This is a genomic window from Paenimyroides ceti (assembly GCF_030409925.1).
Genome location: NZ_JAUFQU010000001.1, coordinates 1,253,005 through 1,279,482, shown reverse-complemented (window position 1 = coordinate 1,279,482; position 26,478 = coordinate 1,253,005). Strand labels below are relative to the sequence as shown.

26 protein-coding genes are annotated in these 26,478 nt (G+C 39.3%); 20 read left to right on the top strand and 6 right to left on the bottom strand.

Annotation, left to right across the window (positions count from 1 at the left end):
- Positions 1–84: 84 nt before the first annotated feature.
- Together QW060_RS06150 and QW060_RS06145 are read left to right on the top strand one after the other, a co-directional pair.
- A complete protein-coding gene (locus QW060_RS06150; RefSeq protein ID WP_290362767.1) occupies positions 85–927 on the top strand; it encodes an RteC domain-containing protein in 843 nt (280 codons plus the stop codon).
- Positions 928–1,053: 126 nt separating this feature from the next.
- On the top strand, positions 1,054–1,203 hold the full coding sequence (locus QW060_RS06145) for a hypothetical protein (RefSeq protein ID WP_290362766.1): 150 nt from the start codon (positions 1,054–1,056) through the stop codon (positions 1,201–1,203).
- Positions 1,204–1,697: 494 nt separating this feature from the next.
- Here QW060_RS06145 and QW060_RS06135 read toward each other — a convergent pair whose 3' ends face one another.
- From QW060_RS06135 to QW060_RS06125, 3 genes are all read right to left on the bottom strand, one after another.
- Complete coding sequence (locus QW060_RS06135) at positions 1,698–2,618, bottom strand: helix-turn-helix domain-containing protein (RefSeq protein ID WP_397386088.1); 921 nt, start codon at positions 2,616–2,618, stop codon at positions 1,698–1,700.
- A gap of 13 nt (positions 2,619–2,631) precedes the next feature.
- Entirely contained in the window at positions 2,632–3,528 is an 897-nt protein-coding gene (locus QW060_RS06130) for an NmrA family NAD(P)-binding protein (protein WP_290362765.1), read from the bottom strand.
- Positions 3,529–3,659: 131 nt separating this feature from the next.
- A complete protein-coding gene (locus QW060_RS06125) occupies positions 3,660–3,872 on the bottom strand; it encodes a hypothetical protein (RefSeq protein ID WP_290362764.1) in 213 nt (70 codons plus the stop codon).
- Between the two features lie 504 nt (positions 3,873–4,376).
- Between QW060_RS06125 and QW060_RS06120 the strand changes: the two genes are divergently transcribed.
- The 8 genes from QW060_RS06120 (at position 4,377) to QW060_RS06085 (ending at position 16,634) form a co-directional block, all read left to right on the top strand.
- On the top strand, positions 4,377–5,222 hold the full coding sequence (locus tag QW060_RS06120) for an RteC domain-containing protein (RefSeq protein WP_290362763.1): 846 nt from the start codon (positions 4,377–4,379) through the stop codon (positions 5,220–5,222).
- A 258-nt stretch (positions 5,223–5,480) separates the two neighbouring features.
- A complete protein-coding gene (locus QW060_RS06115; protein WP_290362762.1) occupies positions 5,481–5,834 on the top strand; it encodes a helix-turn-helix domain-containing protein in 354 nt (117 codons plus the stop codon).
- A gap of 5 nt (positions 5,835–5,839) precedes the next feature.
- Entirely contained in the window at positions 5,840–6,121 is a 282-nt protein-coding gene (locus tag QW060_RS06110; protein ID WP_290362761.1) for a helix-turn-helix domain-containing protein, read from the top strand.
- Between the two features lie 100 nt (positions 6,122–6,221).
- The gene (locus tag QW060_RS06105) at positions 6,222–7,703 is read left to right on the top strand and encodes a DUF3945 domain-containing protein (RefSeq protein WP_290362760.1); all 1,482 of its coding nucleotides are present in this window, start codon (positions 6,222–6,224) and stop codon (positions 7,701–7,703) included.
- 2 nt (positions 7,704–7,705) lie between these two features.
- Positions 7,706–9,790: a type IA DNA topoisomerase gene (locus QW060_RS06100; protein ID WP_290362759.1), complete on the top strand. Its 2,085-nt coding sequence runs from the start codon at positions 7,706–7,708 to the stop codon at positions 9,788–9,790.
- Entirely contained in the window at positions 9,790–10,671 is an 882-nt protein-coding gene (locus tag QW060_RS06095) for an ORF6N domain-containing protein (RefSeq protein WP_290362758.1), read from the top strand. Before QW060_RS06100 ends, QW060_RS06095 begins: the two co-directional genes overlap by 1 nt.
- 139 nt (positions 10,672–10,810) lie before the next feature.
- Positions 10,811–11,248, top strand: coding sequence for a DUF1896 domain-containing protein (locus QW060_RS06090; protein ID WP_290362757.1), 438 nt, complete (start codon positions 10,811–10,813; stop codon positions 11,246–11,248).
- Entirely contained in the window at positions 11,235–16,634 is a 5,400-nt protein-coding gene (locus tag QW060_RS06085; RefSeq protein WP_290362756.1) for a helicase-related protein, read from the top strand. Before QW060_RS06090 ends, QW060_RS06085 begins: the two co-directional genes overlap by 14 nt.
- 49 nt (positions 16,635–16,683) lie before the next feature.
- Here QW060_RS06085 and mobC read toward each other — a convergent pair whose 3' ends face one another.
- Positions 16,684–18,684, bottom strand: a complete 2,001-nt coding sequence (gene mobC / locus QW060_RS06080) for a conjugal transfer protein MobC (RefSeq protein WP_290362755.1) — start codon at positions 18,682–18,684, stop codon at positions 16,684–16,686.
- Positions 18,685–18,742: 58 nt separating this feature from the next.
- On the opposite strand from mobC, the gene QW060_RS06075 reads away from it, so the two are divergent.
- Both QW060_RS06075 and QW060_RS06070 read left to right on the top strand, forming a co-directional pair.
- Positions 18,743–19,420: a Crp/Fnr family transcriptional regulator gene (locus QW060_RS06075; protein ID WP_290362754.1), complete on the top strand. Its 678-nt coding sequence runs from the start codon at positions 18,743–18,745 to the stop codon at positions 19,418–19,420.
- 64 nt (positions 19,421–19,484) lie between these two features.
- Positions 19,485–20,495 carry an NAD-dependent epimerase/dehydratase family protein gene (locus tag QW060_RS06070; protein ID WP_290362753.1) on the top strand — a complete coding sequence of 337 codons (1,011 nt, stop codon included), beginning with the start codon at positions 19,485–19,487 and terminating at the stop codon, positions 20,493–20,495.
- A gap of 64 nt (positions 20,496–20,559) precedes the next feature.
- On the opposite strand, the gene mobB is transcribed toward QW060_RS06070, so the two are convergent.
- Together mobB and mobA are read right to left on the bottom strand one after the other, a co-directional pair.
- Positions 20,560–21,849: a conjugal transfer protein MobB gene (gene mobB, locus QW060_RS06065; protein ID WP_290362752.1), complete on the bottom strand. Its 1,290-nt coding sequence runs from the start codon at positions 21,847–21,849 to the stop codon at positions 20,560–20,562.
- 2 nt (positions 21,850–21,851) lie between these two features.
- Positions 21,852–22,292 (bottom strand): conjugal transfer protein MobA, encoded by a 441-nt coding sequence (gene mobA / locus QW060_RS06060; RefSeq protein WP_290362751.1) that lies wholly within the window; start codon positions 22,290–22,292, stop codon positions 21,852–21,854.
- Between the two features lie 185 nt (positions 22,293–22,477).
- Here mobA and QW060_RS06055 point away from each other — a divergent pair, with 185 nt between their 5' ends.
- The 8 genes from QW060_RS06055 to QW060_RS06020 are packed head-to-tail and all read left to right on the top strand — an operon-like array spanning position 22,478 to position 26,366.
- Entirely contained in the window at positions 22,478–22,807 is a 330-nt protein-coding gene (locus tag QW060_RS06055) for a hypothetical protein (RefSeq protein WP_290362750.1), read from the top strand.
- Complete coding sequence (locus QW060_RS06050; RefSeq protein WP_290362749.1) at positions 22,804–23,061, top strand: hypothetical protein; 258 nt, start codon at positions 22,804–22,806, stop codon at positions 23,059–23,061. Before QW060_RS06055 ends, QW060_RS06050 begins: the two co-directional genes overlap by 4 nt.
- A gap of 20 nt (positions 23,062–23,081) precedes the next feature.
- Positions 23,082–23,849: a ParA family protein gene (locus QW060_RS06045; RefSeq protein ID WP_290362748.1), complete on the top strand. Its 768-nt coding sequence runs from the start codon at positions 23,082–23,084 to the stop codon at positions 23,847–23,849.
- 5 nt (positions 23,850–23,854) lie between these two features.
- Complete coding sequence (locus QW060_RS06040; RefSeq protein WP_290362747.1) at positions 23,855–24,316, top strand: DUF3408 domain-containing protein; 462 nt, start codon at positions 23,855–23,857, stop codon at positions 24,314–24,316.
- Between the two features lie 11 nt (positions 24,317–24,327).
- On the top strand, positions 24,328–24,600 hold the full coding sequence (locus tag QW060_RS06035) for a DUF3408 domain-containing protein (RefSeq protein WP_290362746.1): 273 nt from the start codon (positions 24,328–24,330) through the stop codon (positions 24,598–24,600).
- 11 nt (positions 24,601–24,611) lie between these two features.
- The gene (locus QW060_RS06030) at positions 24,612–24,884 is read left to right on the top strand and encodes a DUF3408 domain-containing protein (protein WP_290362745.1); all 273 of its coding nucleotides are present in this window, start codon (positions 24,612–24,614) and stop codon (positions 24,882–24,884) included.
- A gap of 2 nt (positions 24,885–24,886) precedes the next feature.
- On the top strand, positions 24,887–25,531 hold the full coding sequence (locus QW060_RS06025; RefSeq protein ID WP_290362744.1) for a conjugal transfer protein TraD: 645 nt from the start codon (positions 24,887–24,889) through the stop codon (positions 25,529–25,531).
- 37 nt (positions 25,532–25,568) lie between these two features.
- Positions 25,569–26,366: a hypothetical protein gene (locus QW060_RS06020; protein ID WP_290362743.1), complete on the top strand. Its 798-nt coding sequence runs from the start codon at positions 25,569–25,571 to the stop codon at positions 26,364–26,366.
- The last annotated feature ends 112 nt before the right edge of the window (positions 26,367–26,478 follow it).

Genomic DNA, 26,478 nt, shown 5'->3' with positions numbered 1-26,478 from the left:
AATGTATGGGCTTGTATTTCTATTTATTGTAACGTATCATTAATACCCAGATTGGACATGAGCCAATTTTGATTACACATTTTTATGAACACATTCTATAGCGAAGTATTACAGTTATTGGAAGAAGAGATAAACGACCTGAATATACAGACGGATAATCCAATAAGTCTATCTGAAGGGGCAGTTAGCCTGATTATTGAAAAACTAAAACAGGTAAAGGCATTTATTCTTAATAAAGAATTTTCAAGCAAGAGTGAAGAAATATTCTTTTTTAAAGAACTAAAACCAAAAATTGTTTCTAAGCTTATATTTTATAATGCCATTTATAAAATTGAGATGAAAAAACCGCACGGAAGCAGTCGGGATACTAAAAATTATATAAAAAACGAATTGGGTAAACTCAAAATTTTTTTCGATAACAATCTTGATTTTTATAAATATTATAGGACGAATAGTACCTACCTGGATCATATGTACTTTGTAAGAGGTATTTTTGAAATCAAGTTAAGCCTAGACACTTATTATTTTGAGTCTGATCCGTTTTTTTCCACTTCCCATGATTTTAAAGTTGCAAAAATAATAGCGAACGATCTAATTCAAGTCTACTTGGAAGATCAACTGCTAAATATACAAAGAGGAGCAAATAACCATATAAAAAATTCAAGTCTCTCAAGTGGGTTGCAATGGACAGCAAACAAAACTTCATTAACAGAACTTATTTATGCATTACATGCCACTGGCGTTTTTGAAAACGGTAAAATGGATATTAAAAGGATCGCTAATTTTTTTGAAAGTATTTTTGAAGTCGATCTAGGAGATTTCTATCATACATATCTCGAACTTAAGAACCGGAAAATCAACAAGACCAAATTCATTGATATACTCCGCGAGAATCTCTTAAACAAAATGGAGGAACAAGATCTTTAAGTAATAGAATTATTCAATTAGCTGTCGGGTATTTATCCCAACTTGTGTAGAAGTGTGGAAAGAAAGGTACTTATTTTAATAAACTTTGTGCTATCTAATTATTCTTCTATCAATTAATCAGGAAGTATGAAGTTATTACTATCTAATATTATATTTGAAATACGTAGTAAGGAGGAAAAACTTTCATCTGAATTTCCCCGTCTGATTGACGAGGCCTATCAGATGATCTTTTTTTATAAGAATTGCTATTTTCTGCCAAAGAGTATCTACTTATGAACGGTTTTAGCAAACTACTTGAATAAATTGATTTTATTAAAAAGATTAATTAAGCTCAAAGTGGCTTATGAAAAGTGATTTATAAGATTGAATTTTGTCTCCGGGAACGATTTAGTAATGGTGCTCGCTGCATTTCCTTTCGTTTATTTTTCCCATAACATCAGATGCGAAAATCTGAAAATAGGGTGATAATTGCTGACTTTGTTAGGAAAACGCAATCCGGATGTAGCAGCTAGTATCTATACCAAATCTATTAGCAATCCATAACGGCTGGATTTGCAACGGTACAACAGCCAATATCCTCCCATCGAGATGGAGGTTTTCACCGATGCTCACGACTGATTTTTGATTATTGACAACACGGAACTTTATCACATCGGAGCATCACTGAAATTTCTGGGCAAAAAATGGTTTGCCTTTTCACGGATCGATATAGAATAAACAATAAACCCTCTCGTTTCTATAACGAGTTTGTCTGTACCATTCACAAATTTTCAATTGAATGATTTTCTAAATTCTAAAGGAGATTGGTTAGTCTTACTTTTGAATATTCTATTAAAAGATTGAGAATGTTCAAAACCTAATCCATATGCAATTTCACTAACCGACAAATCTGTTGTCGAAAGTTTTTCTTTAGCTTTTAAAATCAGTTTATCGTGAATGTGTTGCTGCGTGGTCTGTCCTGTCAATATTTTAAGTAAGCCACTTAAATAGTTAGGCGACACGTTTAATCTATCTGATACATATTGAACCGTAGGAAGTCCTCTTGAAATCAAATCGTTGTCGTTAAAGTAATCGTTTAATAGCTTATCCAGCCTGTCCAGGATTTGATGATTAGTGATTTTTCTTGTCAGAAACTGCCGCTCATAAAACCGTTCGGCATAATTAAGCAACGTTTCAATTTGTGAAATAATAATATGCTGGCTGAACTTATCCATATTCGTGTGGTACTCCTGCTGAATACCTAGAATAATATTCTTCAATAGTAATTCTTCCTTTTCCGAGAGGAACAATGCCTCGTGTACGTCATACCCAAAGAACTCATATTTCAAGATTTTATCAGCGAGGCTCGTATGCCATAAAAAGTCAGGATGAATAAGCAATATCCATCCTGAAAAATCGGGCGTTGCCTCTTTATCTATTTCAAAACTAAATAGCTGATTCGGTGCAGAAAAATACATAATCCCCTCATCAAAGTCATATTCCTGTTGCCCATATATTGCTTTGGAATACGAAGACCTTTTGAGCGATATGGAATAAAAATCGAGCATCCATCTATAATCACATACGTCGCCTGTGTGCAGAATGTCAGCACAATTAATCACACTGATAAGAGGGTGCTGTGGCTTGGGCAACCCCCTGACCTTATGGTATTCTCTAATGGTTTTTATTCGATATATAGGCTTACTTTGCACAACATAAAGATATTTATTTTTTATTGAAGACGGTTGCAAATTCGCCTGCAAAATCGGTGAGCTTTACTTTGCCCAAGGCTTGCGGTCTATGAAGATTATAATCTTCGTAGGCATTCGTTCTTCTGCTGGCATTCATTTCTGTATAACCATTGGCAACCTGCGGATTGAAACCAATAGCCAACAAAGTATTTAAAAATTGTTCATCAGAAACCACCTGCCATTTCAGATCGGGTTTTCCAATTGCCCTGCCCAGCACTTGAGCCACTTCGTTTGGAGAAACTTCATCGCTGGCAATATAACGAATTGTCCTGCCGTTAAATGGTTTTTCCATTTCTTCTACAATGGCATTGGCAATATCCAAAGGAGAAACCCACGGTTCTTTTTGATCTCCACCATAATTTTGGATAATTGCTCCCTGGGATTTGATAGCAGGTATAAATGCAAACATATTGTAATAAAAACCGACAGGTCGCATTTCTTTCAGGAAAACCGATTCCGGTAATTCCTTTAAAATTTGCTCTACCTCATAATGAATTCTGAGCATTCCGTTTCCGTGATCTGTATGTGCACCGATACTACTCAAATGCACCACTTTGGTTACACCTGCCAATAGAATAGCCTGTACGTAAATATTAGCTATCCTTATCCTGTGTGCGTAAACGTCGATAGTTTTATTGAAATAATTTGCGGGCGGTTCCATCAGATAAACGATGTCTGCACCTGTAAAAGTTTTTGCAAGAAAACCTACGTCTTCAAGCGAGCCAACAGCAGGAACTGCCCCAATAGCTTCGATCTCATTTTGTCTGCCGGCATTACTGCTGATAACCGTTACGGAATGACCTTTTGCTACCAACCCTTCTGCGAGTGGTTTTCCGATATGCCCTAAAGAACCTGTCAATACAATTTTCATTTTTTTGAATTTTAATTATTGACAAAGTTCAGTTGTTTAAAAATCCGGGATGTAACCGAATCTATCTTTGTTGTAACCAAAAAAATAATAAGCCAAATCCTACCTCTCAAATTGCCCGCATTCTTCTTTTTCTATTTTTCATCCATTGGCTGGGAACGTTTTTCTTTTTCAACCAATTTTTTAAAATCTTCATTTTGGCCGTTGAAGACTTTTAATATCGCATCATCCATTATACCTACACCTAAAAATGATAGCTTTACTTTTTGGGCGGTGGCAAAACCATCGTGCTTCAGCATCTCCTCATAGATCTTGTCAATACGGTAACGAATTAGTAACCTTGCCATTTTAAGCCCAAATCGCATCAGACACCGAGTTCTAAACTAAGACCATTATTTTACAAATCATTGTATATCAATAGTTTTATACATTTTGCTTGTTTTTGCTTTTATCTAATCTTTTAATTATAAAAGATTAATAAAATTCAAAGTATTTAAAAAAGAGTAGTTTACAAGAATTGAAAACCTTATCGGTAACTATTTAGTCATGGTGCTCTCTGCACTCACTTTCTTTTGATTACCTTGTAAATCAGTAGCAAATATAATAAATCTATCCGATTTAGAAGGTCCTAACTTTAGTTAAAATTTATGTGTTTTAAAGTGCTTATTAAGTTCGTTTCATACTAATTTTTTTCAAAATTATCTCCACAGTTGGGGAGCAATAATGACAATAAAATTCCCACAGGTGGGTTGTACTTGGGTTAGATTATCATTTAATCTAATGACTTTTGTGTGATAATATAGGTATAAACTGAATTTTAAGTTTAGTAATCATCACAAAAATTATTAGCTATGGAACATTCATTACACACCATTATTTTAGAGATACATAACAAGGAAGATAAGATTTCATCGCAAAGCAAAAGACTAATCGATGAGGCTTATGAAATGACCTTGTATCTACAAGATCTTTTATTTGAGATCAAGAAACAAGTTATTGAAGAAGGGTTTAAAAATGATGAGGAAGAGGTACAATTCTTCCGAACCATTAAACCCCAAATACTCGGTAAGCTTATCTATTACAATAAGGTATATCGTATTGAAACGACTTGTCCTGTTAGCACTGGAAAAATGTATTACAGATATTTTGCAAACCAATTAGCAACCCTAAAGCGAGATTATGTTGAACATTTATGCAATTCCGATTTTTATAGGTACTACCGTTCGGGACGAACAGATCGTGACCACAGTTATTTCAAGCGAGGAAATATAAACTATCACGACGGCTTAAACAGTATCGTTTTTGAGATTGACCCAGAGTTTTCTACATTCTATGACTATAAAACTGCAAGGATTATCTCCAACGAGTTACTCTACTCTTACCTCCTTACAAAAATCAATCCCGAGGAAAATCCTGATTTAATTCTTCAAAAGCCAGAAAATTCGAAAGACATTTTTTGGACGGAAAGTAAAAATGCCCTCATTGAATTGGCTTACGCTCTTTATACTTCAGCTTCGATTTCACATGGCAAAATCGGTATACGAAAAATCAGTTTGATGTTTCAAATCCTTTTTGGTATTACCCTTGGCGACTTACATCACGCTTTTCATAGAATGAAAACAAGAGCAGGTTCCAGAACGGCTTTTTTGGACCAGCTTAAAACATCATTGGAAGAATATATGGATAAAGACCTTTAAATAAACCTAGATTTTTTGAATAGAGGCAGTACATTAATCGTGTACTGCTTTTTTATTCAATTTGCCAAGGTATGCCAATTGGCAAATGTAGGCATAATCCACACTTAAAATATTCAAAATCCTCTATAACACCTATAAAATAAGGATTTACTCAGATTGAAAAAATTTTAAAAAACCGCCAAACCAATTGGCTTGGCTTGGCAGACAAACACTGCCACCTTTCTCAACTTTGCATTGTGAACATTAAAAAGCAATGCGATGAAAATCATAACAATAGAAGAAGAAGCTTGGAAACAGCTCAATAGCCGTATCAACGCTATTACTGATTATCTGAAAAGATTGGACAACACAAGCTATGATGAACTTTGGCTTAATAATCACGAGGTATGCCAATACCTGCATATTAGCGAAAAGACTTTGTGGCGTATGCGTACCAAAGGCGAAATAACTTACTCAAAAATCTACGGGCAATACTTCTATACCATTGGGGCAATCAAAGATATGCTCAATGCCAATGCCATACAAAGTAGCGATGATTATGTACAGGAACTTATGGCTAAAGGCAAAAGCTATATCGAGAAAGGCAGAAAACTAAAAACCGATAAAAAGTAAAGGCTATGAATATTGACAGAATGGAATTTATATCGTGGATGGAACGTGTAATGGACAGATTTGATATGTTGAACAACCACATTGATGATTTGCAAAAGAAACGCAACAGTATAGACGGAGAAGAACTGCTCGATAATCAGGATCTACTGCAAATGCTAAAAATAAGTAGCCGTTCCTTACAACGCTACCGTTCCATTGGCAAACTACCATACTACACGATAAGCGGAAAATTGTATTACAAACTGTCCGATGTTCATCAGTTTATCAGAGAGAGTTTTAACAAATAGAAAGCCAATGAGTGCCAAACAGAGCCTTTGAACGCCACTTCGCAAAATACATTAACAGCTTCCTTTACTTTGAACATTAAAACTTCAAAATTTTCAGATTATGAGTGAAGAAACTTTAATTAAAAATGAAACACCCAAACAAGTTACACAGGAAGCACCTGAGCAACTATCGGATGTTCTGTTAGTGCTGGATAGGGAGAAAATGAAAATCCAAGCTGTAAAGAATATTGATAAAGATGGGAAAATGGAAACCGTTGACCCTACGGGCAAAAATCAAAGTGAGTTTTTACGTGTGGACAAACACGGCGATTTTGTTACCAATTTCCTTTCCAATTTTTGGAGGCAGTTGAAAAATCCTACCCAATTCTCATTATTCAAAGTATCTGCTGATGAAGCCGTCGAAAAGGCAAAGGATTTTCAAAAGCAGGTAGATAATCCTACCCCAAAGGGAGAAAAGGAAATGAAAAAGCACGAAGTGAAAAATGAACCTGAAAAAGAACAAAAACAAGAAAATCAAAAAGATATGGTAACAACACAAACAGCACAGGAAAAAAGCGAGTATCGCTTCCAGCCTGAACAGGTAGATTGGGAAACTATGAAAAACCTAGGAGTAAGCAAGGAGTATCTTGAAAAAAGAAACCTGCTTGAACCTTTGTTGAAAGGCTACAAGACTAATGAACTTTTGAATGTAAGCATCAATTTCGGAGGTGTTGCAGTTCGCACAGACGCCCGTCTGGCTTTACAAGCCGACCAAGACGGTAAACCCGTCGTATTTGTACACGGTGTTCGTAAAACACCGGAACTGCACAGGGAATTTTTTGGGCATAGCTTTACGGACGAAGACAAAAAGAACATACTCGAAACGGGAAATATGGGTCGTATCGTGGATTTAAAAAATCCAAGAACGGGAGATATGATACCGTCTATCATCAGTGTGGACAAGCTTACTAATGAGCTCATTGCTCTAAGAACTTCTCTGATCAAAATCCCTAATGAGATTAAAGGAGTGCAACTCAATGACGAGCAAAAGCAAACCTTGACGGAGGGAAAACCTCTTTATTTAGAGGGAATTACCTCAACAAAAGGAGCTTCCTTCAATGCAAATGTTCAATATAATGCGGACAAAAATTATGTAGAGTTTCTGTTTGACAGAAGCAACAACAATCAGCAATCCCAAAACAATCAGCAGAACAATCAGCAAAGCCAAACGCAGGAAGCTCCAAGAACTTTTAGAGGAAAGGATTTGACCGATGAGCAATACAACAAATTTAAAGACGGGCAAACAGTCTATGTTGAACTGAAAGATAAAAAAGACCAGCCTTATCAGGGCTATATCACTTTCAACAAGGAAAATGGAAAAACCAATTTCGAGTTTCCAAACCAGTACAAAGAACGCGTTAAGCCTGTTGAAGAACACAAAACACAGACTGCGGTCAATTCAGAGGGTAAAACGAATGAAGCAACCAAAAACCTTAAGGAACCTTTACAAAAAGGACAGCAAAGCCCCAAAAATGAGAAGCAACAGGAGCAACAGGAAAAACCAAAAGCCCCTGCAAAATCAAAAGGCAGAAAAGTTAATTAGCTATGAAAACAGTTATCGCAGAAAAACCAAGCGTAGCAAGAGAAATAGCCAGCTTGTTGGGAGCTTCCGATAAAAAGGACGGTTATCTAACGGGCAATGGCTATTTTGTTACGTGGGCGTTCGGACACCTCATAGGTCTGGGAATGCCCGAAGACTACGGGATTTCGGGATTTGATAAAGCATCATTGCCAATCCTCCCCAACCCGTTTATTTTGACTGTCCGCAAGGTCAAAAAGGATAAAGGCTACCAAGCCGATACAGGAGCATTGAAGCAACTGAAAGTAATCAAAGAACTATTCCATAAAAGCGACAGTATTATCGTTGCTACCGATGCCGGACGTGAGGGCGAACTCATATTTCGGTACATTTATGAGTACCTGAAATGCCATAAACCATTTGAACGGCTTTGGATAAGCTCGCTTACCGAAAAAGCCATAAAACAAGGATTTGACAGCCTGAAAGACGGGGCAGCATTTGACGGCTTGTTTCAAGCTGCACAAGGCAGAAGCCGTGCCGATTGGCTCGTCGGGATCAATGCTACACAATCATTGAGCATCGTAGCAGGCAACGGTGTTTATTCTCTGGGCAGAGTGCAAACACCAACACTGGCTTTGATTTGCAAACGTTATCTGGAAAACAAAAACTTCTCTGTTAAAAAGTATTGGCAAATTCAACTATTGCACCAGAAAGAGGATATTGATTTCAAAAGTATTTCCAAAAGCAAATGGGACGAACAAAAATCGGCAGAAGATACCTTACGTCTAATCCAAAGACAGGGAACTGCCAAGGTTGTATCTGTTGAAAGCAAGAATACTACAGAACAGCCGCCCTTATTGTTTGATCTGACAGGACTGCAAAAAGAAGCGAACAAAAAGCTGAACCTGTCTGCCGAACAAACGCTCAATATTGCCCAAAGCCTGTACGAAAAGAAATTTATCTCTTATCCACGTACAGGAAGCAAGTATATTCCCGAAGATATGTGGGCTGAAATCCCCAACCTTGTAAGAGCATTACAGGACAACGAGAATTTCCAACAAGCTCTATCCAAATTAAAATGGGGACGTTTCAATAAACGAATTGTAAATGACCTGCGTGTAACAGACCATCACGGATTGTTGATTACAGATAAAATACCATCTGCCCTTAATGCAGACGAAACAAAGGTTTATAATATGATTGCCTTTCGTCTGCTCGAAGCCATATCACAACCTTGTGTCAAAGAGGTAACGGATATAGTGTTGGAAGTATCGCATTACGATTTTATATTGAAAGGCTGTAAAGTTTTAGAAGCCGGTTGGCGTTCTATAAAGGGAACTTTCTCGGAAGAAGACACTGAACCAATACAGGATTTGCCCGATTTAAAAAAGGGCGACGAACTGAAAATACAGGAAGCCTCCGTTTTGGAAAAAAAAACAAAACCACCTGTGCTTTTTACCGAAGCCGGTCTATTGTCGGCAATGGAAAATGCCGGAAAGGAAATCGAAAACGAAGACGAACGGAAAGCCCTGCAAAATATCGGTATCGGTACTCCAGCTACAAGAGCTGCAATAATTGAAACCCTTTTTACCCGTAACTATATCCAAAGGGAAAAGAAATCTTTAATCCCTACAGAGAAAGGATTACAGGTATATGGATTGGTAAAAGATAAAAAAATTGCAGACGTAGCAATGACTGCAGAATGGGAACTTGCTTTACAGAAAATCGAAAATAATGAGATTGATGTGAGAGTATTTCAAAGAGAAATGGAAACCTATGCGAAATCCATAACAAACGAACTACTACAAACGTCCATTGCCAACGAAAACCTGCCTAAACTTATTTGTCCGAAATGCAAAAGCCAGCAGCTTATAATCCGTGACAAGATTGTAAAATGCCCTGACGAAAATTGTAATTGGGTGCAGTTTCGCAAAGTCTGTGAGGTACAATTAAGCGTAGCCGATATAACAAGCCTCGTTAATAACGGTAAAACTTCACTTATCCAAGGAATGAAAAGCAAGGCAGGTAAGAAATTTGATGCCTATATCGTGTTAAGAGAGCAAGCCGAGAGTTCCTTCGAATTTGATAAGAAGAAAAAAACAAAAAGGTAATGACTAATCTTATCATATCACAAAGGGAGATTGCACCGCTTATCCACACTATTAGAGATAAACAGATTATCCTCGATACTGATCTGGCAACACTTTATCAGGTAGAAACGAAAGCATTAAATAGGGTTTTGAAGAGAAATGAGAACCGTTTTCCCGAAAATTTCTGCTTTCAGCTTACAGAACAGGAAGCTAAATCTTTGAGGTACCAATTTGGCACCTCAAACGGTGGACGGGGCGGTCGGCGTTATCTGCCCTTTGCTTTTACAGAACAAGGAGTGGCAATGATGTCTGCACTGCTACGTAGCGATATTGCTGTAAAAGTTAGTATTGAAATAATGAATGCTTTTGTAGAAATGCGTCGAATGCTTATCAGCAACGCCGCTTTGTTTCACAGACTGGATAACATTGAGGTGAAGCAACTGGAAGCCGACCAAAAATTTGAGGAAATATTTAAGGCTATGGAAAGCGGAAAGTTACAAAGTGAAAAAGGTATTTTCTACAACGGACAGATCTTTGATGCCTATACCTTTGTATCTGACATTATCCGAAGTGCCGAAAGTTCCATTATCCTGCTCGATAATTATGCTGATGATACGGTACTGACTTTGTTAGGTAAACGTAAGGATAATGTAACGGCAAAAATCTACACTAAAGCTATCACCAATCAGCTACGGCTGGACCTACAACGTTATAACATCCAATATGCCCCGATTGAAATTGAAACTTTTCCCGATGCTCACGACCGATTTTTGATAATAGACCAAACGGAACTGTACCATATCGGGGCATCGCTCAAAGACTTGGGAAAAAAATGGTTTGGATTTTCCCGAATGGATATTGAAGTCCTAAGAATGCTTCAACTCTTAAACGGACAATTATAACCTCTGAATATTCAGAGGTTTTTTTATATCCTATTTCGCCAAATCCTACCTCTCAAAGCCAAATCCTACCACTTCTTTAAAGGCTATTACTGTCTGTTCTAATTTTAGGATTTACGCAAAAATTCTAAACAAATTTACTATGAGCACACAGCAAAAAGACTTGTCGTATTACAGGTTACGACTGCAAGAACACCTCAACAGTAGCTTCCCTGAAAAAGCCCATGACCAAAAAATTATCGACCAACGCTCCTCGTGGGCTGCTAATGCTTATGAGGGTGCATTCCACTCCGGAAACGCTATCGACCAATGTGATGAGATTGCCAATTATATACTCTTTGAGGGCTTGCACTTCTCCAAGTTTGACACGGTTTTCCAAGTGATATGCAATGAGTTTGATACCATTATGGCAGATGAGGAGTTGCGACCGTTTGCTCTTAAAATGTTCCCAATCTGCGAGCCTTTCTTCTTCAAATATCAACTAACCGATGATTTCGCTTACAGTTATGAGTTTGATTTACTCTATACCGAAATAACCGGAACTATCGCAATATGGATAGAGGAAAATGGGCTTCAGTAAAAAGCAACATCTCCAACAGAACATTGATGCCTTACGAATTGCTTTTAAACTGGAAAAGGAGAATCGTCAAGCCACCGTAGGCGAAAGACTGCTAATGATGCAATACAGCGGATTTGGTGGTCTTAAATTCGTACTGAACCCCATAGCAGATCAAATTGACATCAATAATTGGAGAAAGACCGAACACGACCTTTTTCCGATTACGCAAGAACTCCACCGGTTGTTAAAAGAAAATTCCCAAGACGATAAACAATACCGCAGGTATGTGGATAGTATGAAAAGTTCTGTGTTAACAGCTTTTTATACGCCACCACAAGTTATAGATGCCGTTTCTTCACCATTGCGGGATTGCGGTATCAAGACTGATAAATTCTTAGAACCATCCGCAGGTATCGGCTCATTTATACAATCTTTTTCGGGAAACCAGCAACCAAACGTTACTGCTTATGAAAAGGATTTGCTGACAGGCAAGATTTTAAAACAGCTTTACCCAGAAAGCAATATCCGTATCAGCAGATTTGAAGAAATACCCGACAGGGAAAAGGGCAGTTATGACCTGGTAACCAGCAATATCCCTTTTGGAGACACCTCCATATTCGACCTTTCTTACTCCCGTGGCAAAGATCCTGCAAGGGTACAGGCAGCCCGGAGCATCCATAATTACTTTTTCCTTAAAGGTGGAGATATGCTCCGTGAAGGTGGCATTCTTGCTTTTATCACTTCTCAGGGCGTACTCAACAGTCCTGGTAATTTGGCAATCCGTGAGGCATTGATGAAAGACCATAAACTGGTTTCAGCCATCCGTTTACCCAATAATCTCTTTACCGACTATGCAGGTACCGAAGTAGGCAGCGATCTGATCATCCTGCAAAAGCATACTGAAAAAGGCAACCTGTCTGCAAGGGAAAAGTTGTTTTGTGATACACAAGTCAATGCTGAAAATGTTTCAGTTAATGTACTGCTGAATAATCCGGCTCTTAGCATTCATACTAAATCCTATAAAGCTACCGATCCATATGGTAAGCCTACCACCATTTTTGAACATGAAGGCGGTGTCGATGGCATAGCAACCGATTTGAAGAGGATGCTGGCTACAGATTTCGCGGCTCACCTCGACATAAATCTTTACAAAGGTCTACCACGTGAAGATCGCATAACTCAGCCTATCATTTCTCTACCTTCTGAGCCTGTTCTTCCCAAAGAAACTATTGAATTACCAAAAGCTGAAATAAAACCTGCTACGCAACCACAAAAAAATAATGGTTCACAGGTACAAATGAACCTGTTCGATCTCTTTGAGGCTCCGCAAATTTCTGCGACAAACATCAGCACTCCAAAAACCAAAAAGAAAGCAAGCGGAACAAGGCGAAGTAAGAGTGCTAACACGCCGAGCTTATTTGATACTGTTCCTGTTCAGCAAAGCCAGCTAAGACCCAATATCGCCAGACCAGCACAACCATCCGGTAATGATAAAATATATGGCGATTTGTTTAGCCAATCTAACACAAATAACAATCCGTCAGAAACAACGGAATTGAGAAATTCCTCGCTCAGGGCTCCAACACCTAATCCAGCTCCCTATGGTGGAGCGGTTCAAGTCTTCCATCGTGATGAGTGCCTTGCGGTAGATAATGGTTTTGTGGGTTATCTAAGAAATGTAGATGTTGAGGCTGATAAAGCCATGTTCCATCCTTTGGAACTGGCAACATTACAAAAATCGAGAGCAAAGGCATATGTAGATCTGCGTGATGTTTACCACACGCTTTACAACCGTGAAGCAGAACTGAAGACAGAACATTCCGCAGAACGTGAAACGCTGAACAAGCTGTACGATGCCTTCGTCAAACAATTTGGAAGCCTAAACAGTGCCGAGAACATCAAACTGATCAAAACCGACAGTGCCGGAAAAGAAGTTCCGTATCTGGAACGTGTTGTGGGCGGAGTAATCCATAAGGCCGACCTTTTTCAACGCCCCGTCAGCTTTTCCACCCATACACTGGCTACCGATAATCCGGATGAAGCATTGGCTGCTTCGCTAAACCAGTACGGTAAAGTAGATCTGGACTACATGGCTAAAATCAGCGGGATGACATCGGATGACTTGAAGCAGGAACTGCACGGCCGTATTTTTTATAATCCCTTGGAAAGCGAATATGAAATCTCGGAACGTTGGGTTTCGGGCAATGTAGTAGAAAAAGCCACTCAGGTAGAGGCTTACATTAAAAATAATCCTAATGACAGTGATGCCAAGGAAAGTTTTGTAGCACTGGAAGAGGCTCGCCCCAGAAGGATAGAATTTGAAGAACTGGACTTCAACCTTGGCGAACGCTGGATACCTACGGGTATCTATGCCCGGTTTGCATCGCACCTGTACGATACCGAGGTGCGTATCCATTATTCGGAAAGCTCCGATGATTTTGCCATCAACTGCGACCAAAAGAATGTTCATATACGTGATAAGTTTGCCGTAAAATCCGAAAGTCGTACCTATGATGGTATTGCTTTGTTGAAACATGCCTTGGTTAATACCACGCCCGATATCACCAAAAAAATCACCATTGATGATAAGGAAGTCAAGGTGCGTGATATGGAAGCCATACAAATGGCCAATACAAAGATCGATGAAATCAGGACGGCTTTTAGCGAGTGGCTACACGCCCAGAACGATGAGTTTAAAAAACGGCTGACCGACCAGTACAATAATACATTCAACTGCTTTGTACGTCCGCAGTACAATGGTAGCCATCAAGATTTTCCGGGTCTTGACAGAAAAGCCCTGGGTATTGAAGACCTTTATTCCAGCCAGAAAGATGCCGTATGGATGATTAAGCTCAACGGCGGTGCCATCTGTGACCATGAAGTGGGTGCCGGAAAAACACTCATCATGTGTACCGCAGCTCAGGAAATGAAACGTTTGGGCATGGCACATAAACCGATGATTATCGGGCTGAAAGCCAATGTTCATGAAATAGCCGAAACCTACCGTACGGCTTATCCGCACGCAAAAATCCTGTATCCGGGCAAGGAAGATTTTACTCCACAGAAACGCCAACGTATTTTCGGAGACATCAAGAATAACGATTGGGATTGTATCATCCTTACACACGACCAGTTTGGAATGATCCCCCAATCACCGGAGATGCAGAAAGAAATTCTGCAAACGGAACTGGACAGCGTGGAAGATAACCTTGCGGCATTGGAAGCTCAGGGCAATGAGATTTCAAGGGGTATGCTCAAAGGCGTTATCGTCCGAAAGCAGAACCTGGAAGTAAAACTCAAAACTTTAGAGCATGATATCGAAAACCGTAAGGATGATGTAGTTGATTTCAAGATGATGGGCATTGACCACCTGCTGGTGGATGAAAGCCACCGCTTTAAAAACCTGATGTTCAATACCCGCCATGAGCGTGTTGCGGGACTGGGTAATATGCAGGGAAGCCAAAAGGCCCTGAACCTGTTATTTGCTCTGCGAACCATTCAGGACCATACTGGAAAAGATCTTGGTGCAACTTTTTTATCGGGCACTACCATCAGCAATTCGTTGACTGAGTTATACCTGCTTTTTAAATACCTGCGTCCACAGGCATTGGAAAAACAAGGCATTAATTGCTTTGATGCGTGGGCTGCCATCTATGCGAGAAAGACGACCGATTATGAATTTTCGGTTGCCAACAATATTGTACAAAAAGAGCGTTTCCGCTATTTCATCAAAGTTCCTGAGTTGGCACAGTTCTATTCTGAAATTACAGATTATCGTACAGCAAAGGACATTGGTATAGACCGACCGGAAAAGAATGAGATCCTGCACAATATTCCACCCACGCCAGATCAGGAAGTTTTTATCAAGAACCTGATGGAGTTTGCCAAGTCTGGTAATGCTACATTATTGGGCAGGGCACCGCTCACCGACAGGGAAGAAAAGGCAAAAATGCTTATCGCAACGGACTATGCCCGAAAAATGTCGCTCGATATGCGGATGGTCAGCCAAAAGTATGGTGACCATCCGGACAATAAAGCCTCCCACTGTGCGACAAAGATTGCGAGCTACTACAACAATTTCAATGCACAGAAAGGTACACAGTTTGTTTTTTCCGATCTGGGAACTTATAAGCCAGGAGAATGGAATGTTTATGGAGAAATTAAGCGTAAGCTAGTACACGACCACGGTATTCCACCTCACGAAGTCCGCTTTATACAGGAAGCAAAAAATGACAGGCAGCGTAAGCAGCTCATCAGCGATATGAACGAAGGCAAGATCAGGGTATTGTTCGGTTCTACCGACATGCTCGGTACCGGTGTTAACGCTCAAAAACGAGCGGTTGCCATCCATCACCTCGACACACCTTGGCGACCGAGCGATCTTGCTCAAAGGGACGGCAGGGCAATACGCAAAGGCAATGAGATTGCTAAATTCTTTGCAGGCAATAAGGTGGACGTAATTATTTATGCCGTAGAAAAATCATTGGATAGTTATAAGTTCAATCTACTGTACAATAAACAGCTATTCATTGACCAGTTGAAAAACAACAATCTCGGAAAACGTACAATTGACGAGGGAAGTATGGACGAAAAATCGGGAATGAACTTTTCAGAATACGTCGCCATTCTTTCCGGAAATACCGATCTGTTGGATAAGGCAAAACTGGAAAAACAGGTTGCCGGACTGGAGAGCGAACGACAGGCATTCAACCGCTCCAAATTCAGCTCCAAGTACAAAATGGAAGATGCCCAACAAATATTGGAAACTACCCAAAACAGAGTTGACCGTATGAAAGTGGATTGGGATAATCTGCAACAACGTATACAGAAACATCCTGATGGAATGATATTAAACCCTGTTCATCTTGATGGACTAACCGCCAATGCAGATGTAAAACAGATTGGTGAGAAGCTGAACCACTTGTCTTTAAAATCCCGGACCGCAGGGCAATATGAAGAAATCGGTACGCTTTACGGTTTCAGACTGCTGGTAAAAACCGAACTATCCGATAAGGATACTGAAACATTGGAGCGAAACAATCGTTTTTTTGTTCAGGGTGAGGGCGGTATTAAATACACCTATAACAATGGCAATATGGCAAGCGATCCGAAAACTGCATCAATGAATTTCCTTAATGCGCTGGAAAAAATACCAGGGCTTATGGAACAGGAGCAGAAAAAAATTAACGAGCTAAAGAAAGATCTGCCTGTATTACAAGAAGTGGTCAACGGTGTATGGACAAAGGAAAGCAGGTTAAGCGAACTAAAAACGGAACTGGCTGCTATTGAAAGGAAAATACAATTATCCATTGCTCCCGACCTTAAAAATCAGGAGACTGAACGCCATGAAGAAACCATTAAGATTAATGATGTACAAGGACATTCTGTACGATTACGGGTAATGTAGCGGTATCTGAAACAAAAAAAAGCTATCTGAAAAAGATATCTTTTTTTTGTTATTCTTCTTGCACCAAATGCTGTAAATCAGGATCGTTCTTAATACGTTCTAGTTCACTTTCGATAATATGAACTATATCAAGTTTTATCTGTCTGTAATTAGCCTCAATATCCCGTTTCATATTGTCTTCACCGTGTTCATCAACAAAAGATAATATTTCTGGTATCTTCTGATAAGCTTTGGTTTCAGCAGCTACTTTTTCGTTGTCAACGACAATTTCAGCATGAAATATTTTTTGCTCAATACGTTCATCAAAATTGTCGGAAACAGAACCTACAAACATACCCTGCGTTAAGGTTGATATTTTGGAAGCTGGAATAAGACTATCTAACTGTGTCGATATGGAAGTTGAAGTATCATTACTATTGATTGATAAACTTTGACGTTTTTGCAATACTTTTCCGAAACGCTCCGAAAGGCTTTTTGCTGTTTCGCCAACTACCTGACCACTGAAAATATTACCTACAGTATTTTGTATAACCTTTGCTTCCTTATCTCCATAGTCTCTTATTAACTGCGAATAATCCTGAAATCCCAGACAAACTGCTACTTTGTTACTTCTCGCCGTTGCGATTAGATTGTCCAGCCCCCTAAAGTAAATGGTGGGCAACTCATCTATGATTACGGAACTTTTTAATTGCCCTTTTTTGTTGATGAGCTTTACAATTCTGGAATTGTACAAGCCTAATGCTGCGGAATAAATATTTTGACGGTCGGCATTATTACCTACACATAAAATCTTGGGTTCTTTCGGGTTGTTGATGTCGAGCGAAAAATCATCCCCTGTCATTACCCAATACAACTGTGGGCTAATCATTCTTGACAATGGAATTTTTGCAGATGCGATCTGACCCTGCAATTGATCCTGTGCTCCACCTTGCCAGGCATCCATAAAAGGTGACAGATAATTTTCCAAATCGGGATAGGAAGTTAAAATCGTAAATACGTCTGAATACTTTTTATTCAGCAATTCAATGGCGTGTGGAAATGTACAGTATTTACCATTATCATAGATTTTCAGATACCAAATGATTGCTGCTAACAAGATAATTGGACTTTCCACAAAAAAATCCCCTTGCTTCTGTATCCAGCTACGGTTAAGGTTTAGCATTATGGTATAAGCCGCTTCGTAAGCATCTGAAATGTCCGTCATAAAAACTGGATTGAGCGGGTTGCAACGGTGGCTCTTGCGTGGGTCGTCAAAGTTGATGACGTAGAATTTCGGTTGCACTTTATATTTATCCCGATGCTTTAATAAATGATTGTAGGCAATGGTTGAAAGGTCATCAAACTTAAAATCGTAGATGTACATTGAGAAACCTTTCTCGATCTGTTGTTTAATATAATTATTAACAATGGCATAGGATTTTCCGGAACCAGGAGTTCCTAAAACTATCGTTGCCCGAAAAGGATTGACAATATTAACCCAGCCGTCATTCCATTTATTCTTGTAATAAAACTTTGTAGGTAGATTGACAGAATACTCGTTCTCCATCAATTTGGTTTCCTGTTGGAAACTTTCGTTTTCATTATTGAAAACATCATCCATCAAGTTGGTGCGTAATAAACGGCTGATCCATACACCTGCCATCATCAGGGCAATATATCCCAAAGCAAGCGTGAGGATATAAAAGAATGTACCAATGATTGGTGTTAGCTTCAATAAGAATGTGTTCAGAAAGAACAGCACAAATCCAATTCCCAAAGCCACATAAATTTTGGGCCAGGTTATTTTTTCATTCTTCACGCCTTTGGTCCCCAGACAACTTAACGCCAACAATATTATTGCAAATACTTTGGTGTAAAGTGTATGTGAAAACAGACCGGCAGTTCGTTGGAAATTGCCCAGTATCTTGTTGATAACTTCTAACGTCCAGCCACGTTCTATGAAGAAACCGTAGCAAAACCAATAGAGGTGCATCAATACGATGAGAATGCTTACTGCCCTCATAAAAGCCATAATCTTGGCTAAACCTCTTAAATCGTCTTCTCCCTGCATTATTTTAAGTTTTAATGTTCGGGCGTGAATTTAAAGTCTATGATTAGTAGCTGAGAGAATGTGGCAGTTAATGGCTCTGGCTGGCAGTGTTTGGCTAAATTTGATAAAAATATGTGTAATCCTCGTGTTGCATAGTAATAGGTTTTTTTATCTTTACAGTATGCACAATCAGCTTATTCAACTTATGACACAAAGCGTACCTCTTTCAGACTTAGAAAGAGATTTGTGCATTCAATATTTTGAACCGGTATTGTTTCCTAAAAACCGCATTCTTGAAGAAGAAGGAAAGATACCCGGCTATTTGTATTTTGTGGTATCGGGGTTTGTGAGGTTGTTTCATTACAACGATAAAGGCGATGAGGTAACAACACACATCAATTGCCCACCGGGCTTCATTACTTCCTATGCTAATTTTGTCAATCAAAAGAAGTCTGACGAAAACCTTGAATGTATTACAGAATGTGAACTTTTACGTATTACAAAGACCGACCTTGATTTGCTTATCCAACAAAGCCCTTCATTTAAAGACTTCAGTATTCTGGTGTTTCAGCAATCTTTATCTTACAATGAAAATCGTTCCAAAGAATTGGCTACACTTACTGCGGAACGCCGCTATCTTAAACTGATGGAAGAATACCCCGAGGTTCTTCATAATGTACCGATGCAGTACATAGCTTCTTTTCTGGGGATGAACCCCAAAAGCCTGAGCCGTATCCGCAAGCAGATTATTAGGTAACATTTGTGAAGTGGTTTTGAATGAGCAAGGCTGAACTTTGCCCTATCATTTAAAATCAATGGATATGACAAATAATAAATTAGTATTGGTATCGGGAGCCAATGGACATTTGGGAAATAATCTTGCAAGGTTACTAATCAAAAAAGGATTTCAGGTTCGGGCATCTGTTCGTAATATCAACAATAAAGAATGTTTTAAGGGATTGGATTGCGAAGTGGTGCAGGCGGATATTACAGACAAAGCTTCCTTTGTTAGAGCCTTGCAAGGTGTTGATACGTTTTATGCCGTAGGTGCAGCTTTCAAGTTGTGGGCAAAAGACCCAAAGAAAGAGATTTATGATGTGAATATGCAGGGCACTCGCTATACGATAGAAGCAGCCGCTGAAGCTGGTGTAAAGAAAATTGTTTATGTAAGTTCTATTGCAGCTTTGGATTATACCAATCTGCCTACAAAGGAAAGCAACGGATACAACCCTGATCGCAGGGATATGTATTACAATTCTAAAAATGATGGGGAGAAGCTAGCTTTTCAATTGGCTAAAGAATTGGGGATTGAACTGGTATCCGTGATGCCCGGAGCGATGATAGGCAGTGAAGCTTTTCTTCCCCTCAATGTTTCGTATGGTGTTTTGAGATTGATACTAAACAAGCAAATTCCTATGGATACCAAGATTACTTTGAACTGGGTAGATGTAAAAGATGTAGCAGAAGGATGTTATCTAGCCTCACAAAAAGGGCGATCAGGAGAACGATATATTCTTGCCAATGAAAAATGTATGACTATTAGCGATACCACTAAATTGGCACAAAAGCTCTATCCTGATTTAAAACTCAAAGTACCCGGCAGTGTTCCTAAGTTTGTGCTCTACGCTATTGCAGGACTGATGGAGTATTCGGCAAAGTTAAGTGGGAAACCACCTGTGCTAACCACCAAGGAAATTGCAATGTTCTCCGGCCTGCAACAGGATTTTGATATCTCTAAGTCAAGAAACGAATTAGGGTTTTATCCAAAAGATGGCAAACAGGCTGTAAAAGAAGCAATGGATTATTTGATGAAACATAAGAATTTGCTTTAAATGAATATTGATAGTAAATGATTTAATGAGGTGCCGTAATCGTTAAATATCTGATTAGGATGTTTTATTTATGACCTCTATTGCGTTTACTTTTCTTCTTCATTTTGTTGGCAAAATTCTGCTCTTCATAATCTTCGCCCTGTGCTTCGGGCAATAAACCGCCTAATGCTTCAATCAAACCGTCTTCATGTTTTTCAGTAGTATTCAGGAAGTCGAACAAATGGTGTGGTTCTTCCGCAGGAAGATCCGCACCATTTGATGTGGATTTTTTTGGTTGTTGTACAACAGTTTCTTTAATCTCTGGCCTAATGTTATTGTTCCAATAATCATTGAAGGTATTTGCAGAAAGTTCTTTTGCTATTCGTGAACCATTCCAGATTGATTTGGAATTGTGGTCGATAAAAGTCATTCCGTAAATACGACCTGCATCATTTCTTCGTACCACTACATTGATGCCTTGCTCACCTAACTGCTTTTTAAAACTCAATTCATCAACTGTAGATTGCAGTGCAATGGTAACGGCTGCCTTTAAAGTCTGCCTGACTGGATTGTCTTTTAAAGAATCTTTGCTTTTTGCAAAATGTAGTTCCAGAGCCGGAAGCCCAGCGTTCTTGCCAAATAATGAAGCTTTGAACGGATGTCCGGCTCTTTCTCCTTTTTCATTTAATGGGATGTAGAGTAACCCCTGTCTCAACTTTCCCTGCAATTCACCTTCCACTTTTTCAGTAGTTATATTGAAAAGGGAAAGCAAAGCATTGTATTCGCCCAAAGTTTGGTATTGATAATAATGTGGGAGGTGTCGGACGACCGAAGCAATTTGGCTTTTTACATCGCCTGCTTTATAGTCCACCGGTTTAAAAATTTTGTCGTTCTGCTGCCGTTCCTTTTCCGTTGCCGGTATCAGATTGTGCTGCCTCTCCAGTTCACGGCAAACATTCATAGACCTCATTTTCTCGAACTTGTCCGAAATCTTTTTGCCCTCTTCGTCCACGCAAACCGATACGATATGGATATGGCTGCGGTCAATATCGGTATGTTTGAAGACCACAAAAGGCTGTTCGCCGTAACCCATTTCACGCATATACTGCTGTGCTATTTCTCGGAACTTGTCATCACTAACGATATCTCTCGGGTCGGGATTGAGCGAAATATGCAAGGTATGTTTGTCGGTATTGCGGTTAGCCAACAGGTAAGGAACAAAAGATTGGGCTAATTGTGCAACGGAATATTGTTCGGTGCGGGTTTCAATCATCTTGTTGGTAAAAAGGATTTGACCGTTTTCGCTCTCCACTTTAAGATTATTGTATGCCAACGCACCGTATAAATTTACACTTCTTCCAATTTTTGCTATCATTTTTAAGGCTGTTTTTTCAGGTACTTTGTTTCAAATTCCTCTGTCAATTCAATGATTTTTCGGCACAGCATAGCCATTTCCGCCGTCTGCTTTTCTAGTTTAAAGAGATATGCCGATGCTTTTTTCTCGGAAAAATTCTTGTACAAGAGCTTTATAATCTGGTTATAGTTTACCCCAACGGTACGGAACTGGCTATGAAACGTAGTTAACCGCATATAGAAATCAACGGTTCCTTTATCAATCTGAATGGTTTTCACCGTCTTGTCAAAGATGCAGGATCTGATAAAATGTGCTTTTACCTGCATACCCGACTGGTCAAATAGGGCAAGAAAACGGGCGTTTTCTTCCTCATTTAAAGAAAGGGAATACCTGAATATTGCAGGATCTGTTTTAAGTGGACGACCAATGTGTCTTTTCAAATGTTTTTTGTTGTTCTCGCTCATAATAAATCCATTTTTAATCTACACAAAACCCTGACTTCGGAAGGTGTTTTTCAGCCCCCGGCGGGGCAAGTTGTTCTGCATCGGAAAATATTTTCGAGATGCTGAGAACACAACTTGCCGTGTTCTGTTGAACACAAAAATCCGCCCTACGGGACGGATTGAATGTAACAGGGAAAAACGGCTCGATGCCGTTGCTGTTAAAGTCCGTTTTGTCCATTCGATTTTGCATAAATCCATTAATAAAATTCATTTTACAAAGTAAACCCCTCTTTCTGAAAGTATTGCAGTGTAACGGAGTGCCAAAGACTGCCTTTGAACGCCAAACACTGCCAACTATGTACAACAAGGAAAATAACATTGGTTCTTTGTATCAGATTTCAGGCAGGAACGCTATCAGACTATCATTCAGAGCGGATAGACAGCATTCAGAAATGCAGACCATTCTGCAAGCCGGATTGCAAGACTGCAAGATTTCAGGATTGCAAGATTTCAGGATTGCAAGAAAGCAAACGTGATAGACTGTCGGCAGGCAAGCACACAAGACAGATTTCTTGGACGTATGCAGGTTTGCAGGAATACAGGAATGACGGCTCTCCTGACGGATAGCAAACAAGAACGAGTGCAGTCCTGCCACATCGCAGAAAGGCAGGCAATCACAAGTTCAGACAAGCAAGATGGCTGGCTATCCTGCAAGGAAGCCGGAATGAAATCAGGAATGACAGACAGACAGACAGACAGTCCACAGGATGGAATGCCTGCAAGAAAGTAGAAACTTTAAATTTTTAAGATATGGAAACAAAAAAGAAACCTCTGTTCGTTGCCTTTTCTTCTCAAAAAGGAGGCGTTGGCAAAAGCACATTTACGGCACTTGTCGCAAGCCTGCTCCATTACCGAATGGGCTACAATGTAGCCGTGTTGGATTGTGATTACCCACAGTACAGTTTATTGAAAATGCGGGAAAGGGATTTGAAAGCCGTAAGGGAAAACGAACACTTTAAACGTATTGCCCACAGGCAATTTATGACCATTAATAAGAAAGCCTACACGATAGAGCAATGCAAAGCGGAAACCGCTTTGGGGGAAGCTGAAAACTTAATAAAATCCTCAACCATTCCGTTTGATGTGGTTTTCTTCGACCTGCCCGGAACGGTCAACTCTGCCGGAATACTCCATACCCTTATGGGAATGGACTACATCTTTTCGCCTATCACGGCTGACAGGGTTGTCGTGGAAAGTACGCTGAGCTTTACACAGGCTCTTACGGATATTATAATGAAAAGTGGAGGAAGCACCATTAAAGGTATCCACTTGTTTTGGAACCAAGTGGACAGGCGTGAAAAATCGGAACTCTATGATTTGTACGGCAAATTCATAGCGGATTTGGGTTTCTCCCTGATGAAGATTTATGTAACGGACAGCAAGCGTTTTAGAAAAGAAAGCGAAGCGATGGAAAAAACGCCTTTCCGTTCTTCTTTGCTGCCGCCCGACCAAAGGCTGATGACTGCCTGCCAGTTGGATTTATTTATCCAGGAATTTTTAAGAACCATTGAACTGTAACAATTATGGAAAAAGGAAATAAAAAAAGAAACAGCCCTGAAATTGACGAAGAATATGTAATGTCATTAATGGCTGGCGGTGTCCGCAAAGAGGGAATGCAACAGCCTCCTGTTGAAACTCCTGAAGAACCACCCAAAGAGGAAATTAAAAAAGAAATCATCAAAGAAGAAATTACGGAGCCAGCACAGGAGAAGCCCGTACAAAGAGAGCGGACAAGAGCAAAGAAAAATACCGACAGCACTTATGGCGAACGCTTCCTGAATACACACTCTATGGAAAAGCGTGGCGATAAAAGTATCTATATCCGGCAGGAATACCACGAACGTCTGTCCCGTATCGTACAGGTTATCGGAAAAGATAAGATACCGTTGTATGCGTACCTCGACAATATTCTCGAACATCATTTTGAACTGTTTGAGAAAGCGATTACCGATGATTTTAACGAGAAGTTTAAACCTATTTTTTAAAGTAACAGATTATGGAAAATACAAACAAAAAAACAGACAAAGCCATACGCACGGCTCAATACAAATCCACATTCCTTACACCTACAGAATTTATGGCAAGGAAAGGAAAAACGGTATATATCAGCAAAGAGTTTCATCAGAAACTGAACCTGCTTGTATTTATGCTCGGTGGTAGCAAACTGACCCTTGCCGATTATTTGCAGAATTTACTTCAGCATCATTTTGATGATTTTGGAGCGGAAATGAAAGAGCTTTACGACAAAGCAAATAAACCAACTTTTTAAAAATTACAGCGATGAACAGCAATAGAAAAAATCAGAAAAATAAAGAGCGTAAAAATCCTTATCCCTCTATATTCCTCATCAACCGATTTCCGTCAGGACGGCACGGAAAAGTAGTGTACATACGTCCCGAATACCACGAACGGCTACTCCGTATTGTACAGGTATCAAGAGAGGACAAAGCCACGCTTTACTCTCTAATAGACAACATTCTTGAACATCACTTCAAGGAATTTGGCGAAGACATTATTGACTATTATAACAAACAGAACAAACCAATTTTATAGCGATGGAAATAGTAATTGTAATATGCCTGTTGATAGTCATTGCCCTGCTTTTGCAGGACAAGATTGTTATTAAACGGAAGTCGGAACAAAAACCTAAACAGGAAAAAGTTAACCCGAAATTGCCTGATATTATGGGACAACCGAAGGCTTTAAGAAGCCAATCAGTGCCAAATACTGCCACTGAAAGCCAAATAACGGAACCGGAAGTAGATCCTGCTAATTTAGACATTGAATACGACGAAAATGAAAACGTAGGTATTCAGCAAATTCCGCAGGAAGAATTGGATAAGGTGTTCAGTAATAATGTACCCGATTTAGCAGAGGAAGAAGAAGATTTGAACAGGTACAGAACGTCCGGTAGCGATGACGGTTATGCCCAGGGGGTTACCTTTGAAGAACTAAACAACGTGGGGGTGTTGCTCCAAAAAGAAACATTGGAACCAGCCCAAAAGGAAACAGCGATTGATATAGTTCAAAGATTACAGGGAACCGAATTATTTGCTCTACTGGAAAGTTCAATGCAAGGTGCTTCAAGAAAGATTGCCGAGCTTTTGGACAGCACACTTTCATCATCTGATACCGAAACCAATTCTTCCAATTTGCGGAAGAGTGATTTAAGTGATTTTGATATTGCCGATTTCATATAATCCGCAATGCTGTAAATAACGCCCTAAGCATACAGATATGATTAAATCCAAAAACGACCCCGATTATATATTCGAGGAATATAAAGGCTATACCATCGCCAGCCATAAAAATAATGTGGTCGGTAAAGATATAGACAATCTTATCATTGTCTATAAATCTGAAGAGTTCCCCAATCACGGATATATCGTCGGGCTTGATGACAGCAAGATGTCAGGGTATAGAAAATCCTTACCGAACAATATAGAGGATGCCAAAGCCTATATAGATTGGGCAGTTAAAATACGTGAAGAAATGGAAATGGCAATAAAGCCTGAAAACGCCTACGATTTACGCGTAAACAAAGGTGTGTTACCAACCATTGATATTGCAGGGCATACCTTTTATGTAGATATACGAATGGATATGCTTCGTCCCAAAGACGATTTTCTATCCAAAGGAATAGTATTCGATGAAATAGACCATTATTTTTCAGAAGAACGAAATGCCTACCTTATTCCTTATGATCCCAAGAAGCATGAGTTCAGAGAACTTGATTATAACAATCTCGTTAGCGTACCTAAAGATCTCATCGCAGTAGAATTCCCATTTCAAAAGGAGCTTGATCTCATTGGGTGGAACAGAAAAGGTGGTTGGGATATAAAAGAGGATTTAAAACCTACAGGAATTAAACTTCATTTTGAGGCAAAGATTGTCTCTTGGAAGGAAACCTATATCAACGATATTATTAAGGATAATCTTAATAGATTAAAAGACAAATCAGAAAAAGAAAAACTTCAAAGCAAACCTTCCGTTCCATCCCAAAACCAGCAATCTAAGAAAGGTCGAAAAATGTAAATAAAATTTCTGTTAGACAACGCCAAACAGTAAAATGCTTGGCGTTTTTTTATGCTTAGCTTACCACTTGTAATAGTATTATCTTAATGCTAAAGGTTTTCATGGTATTTAT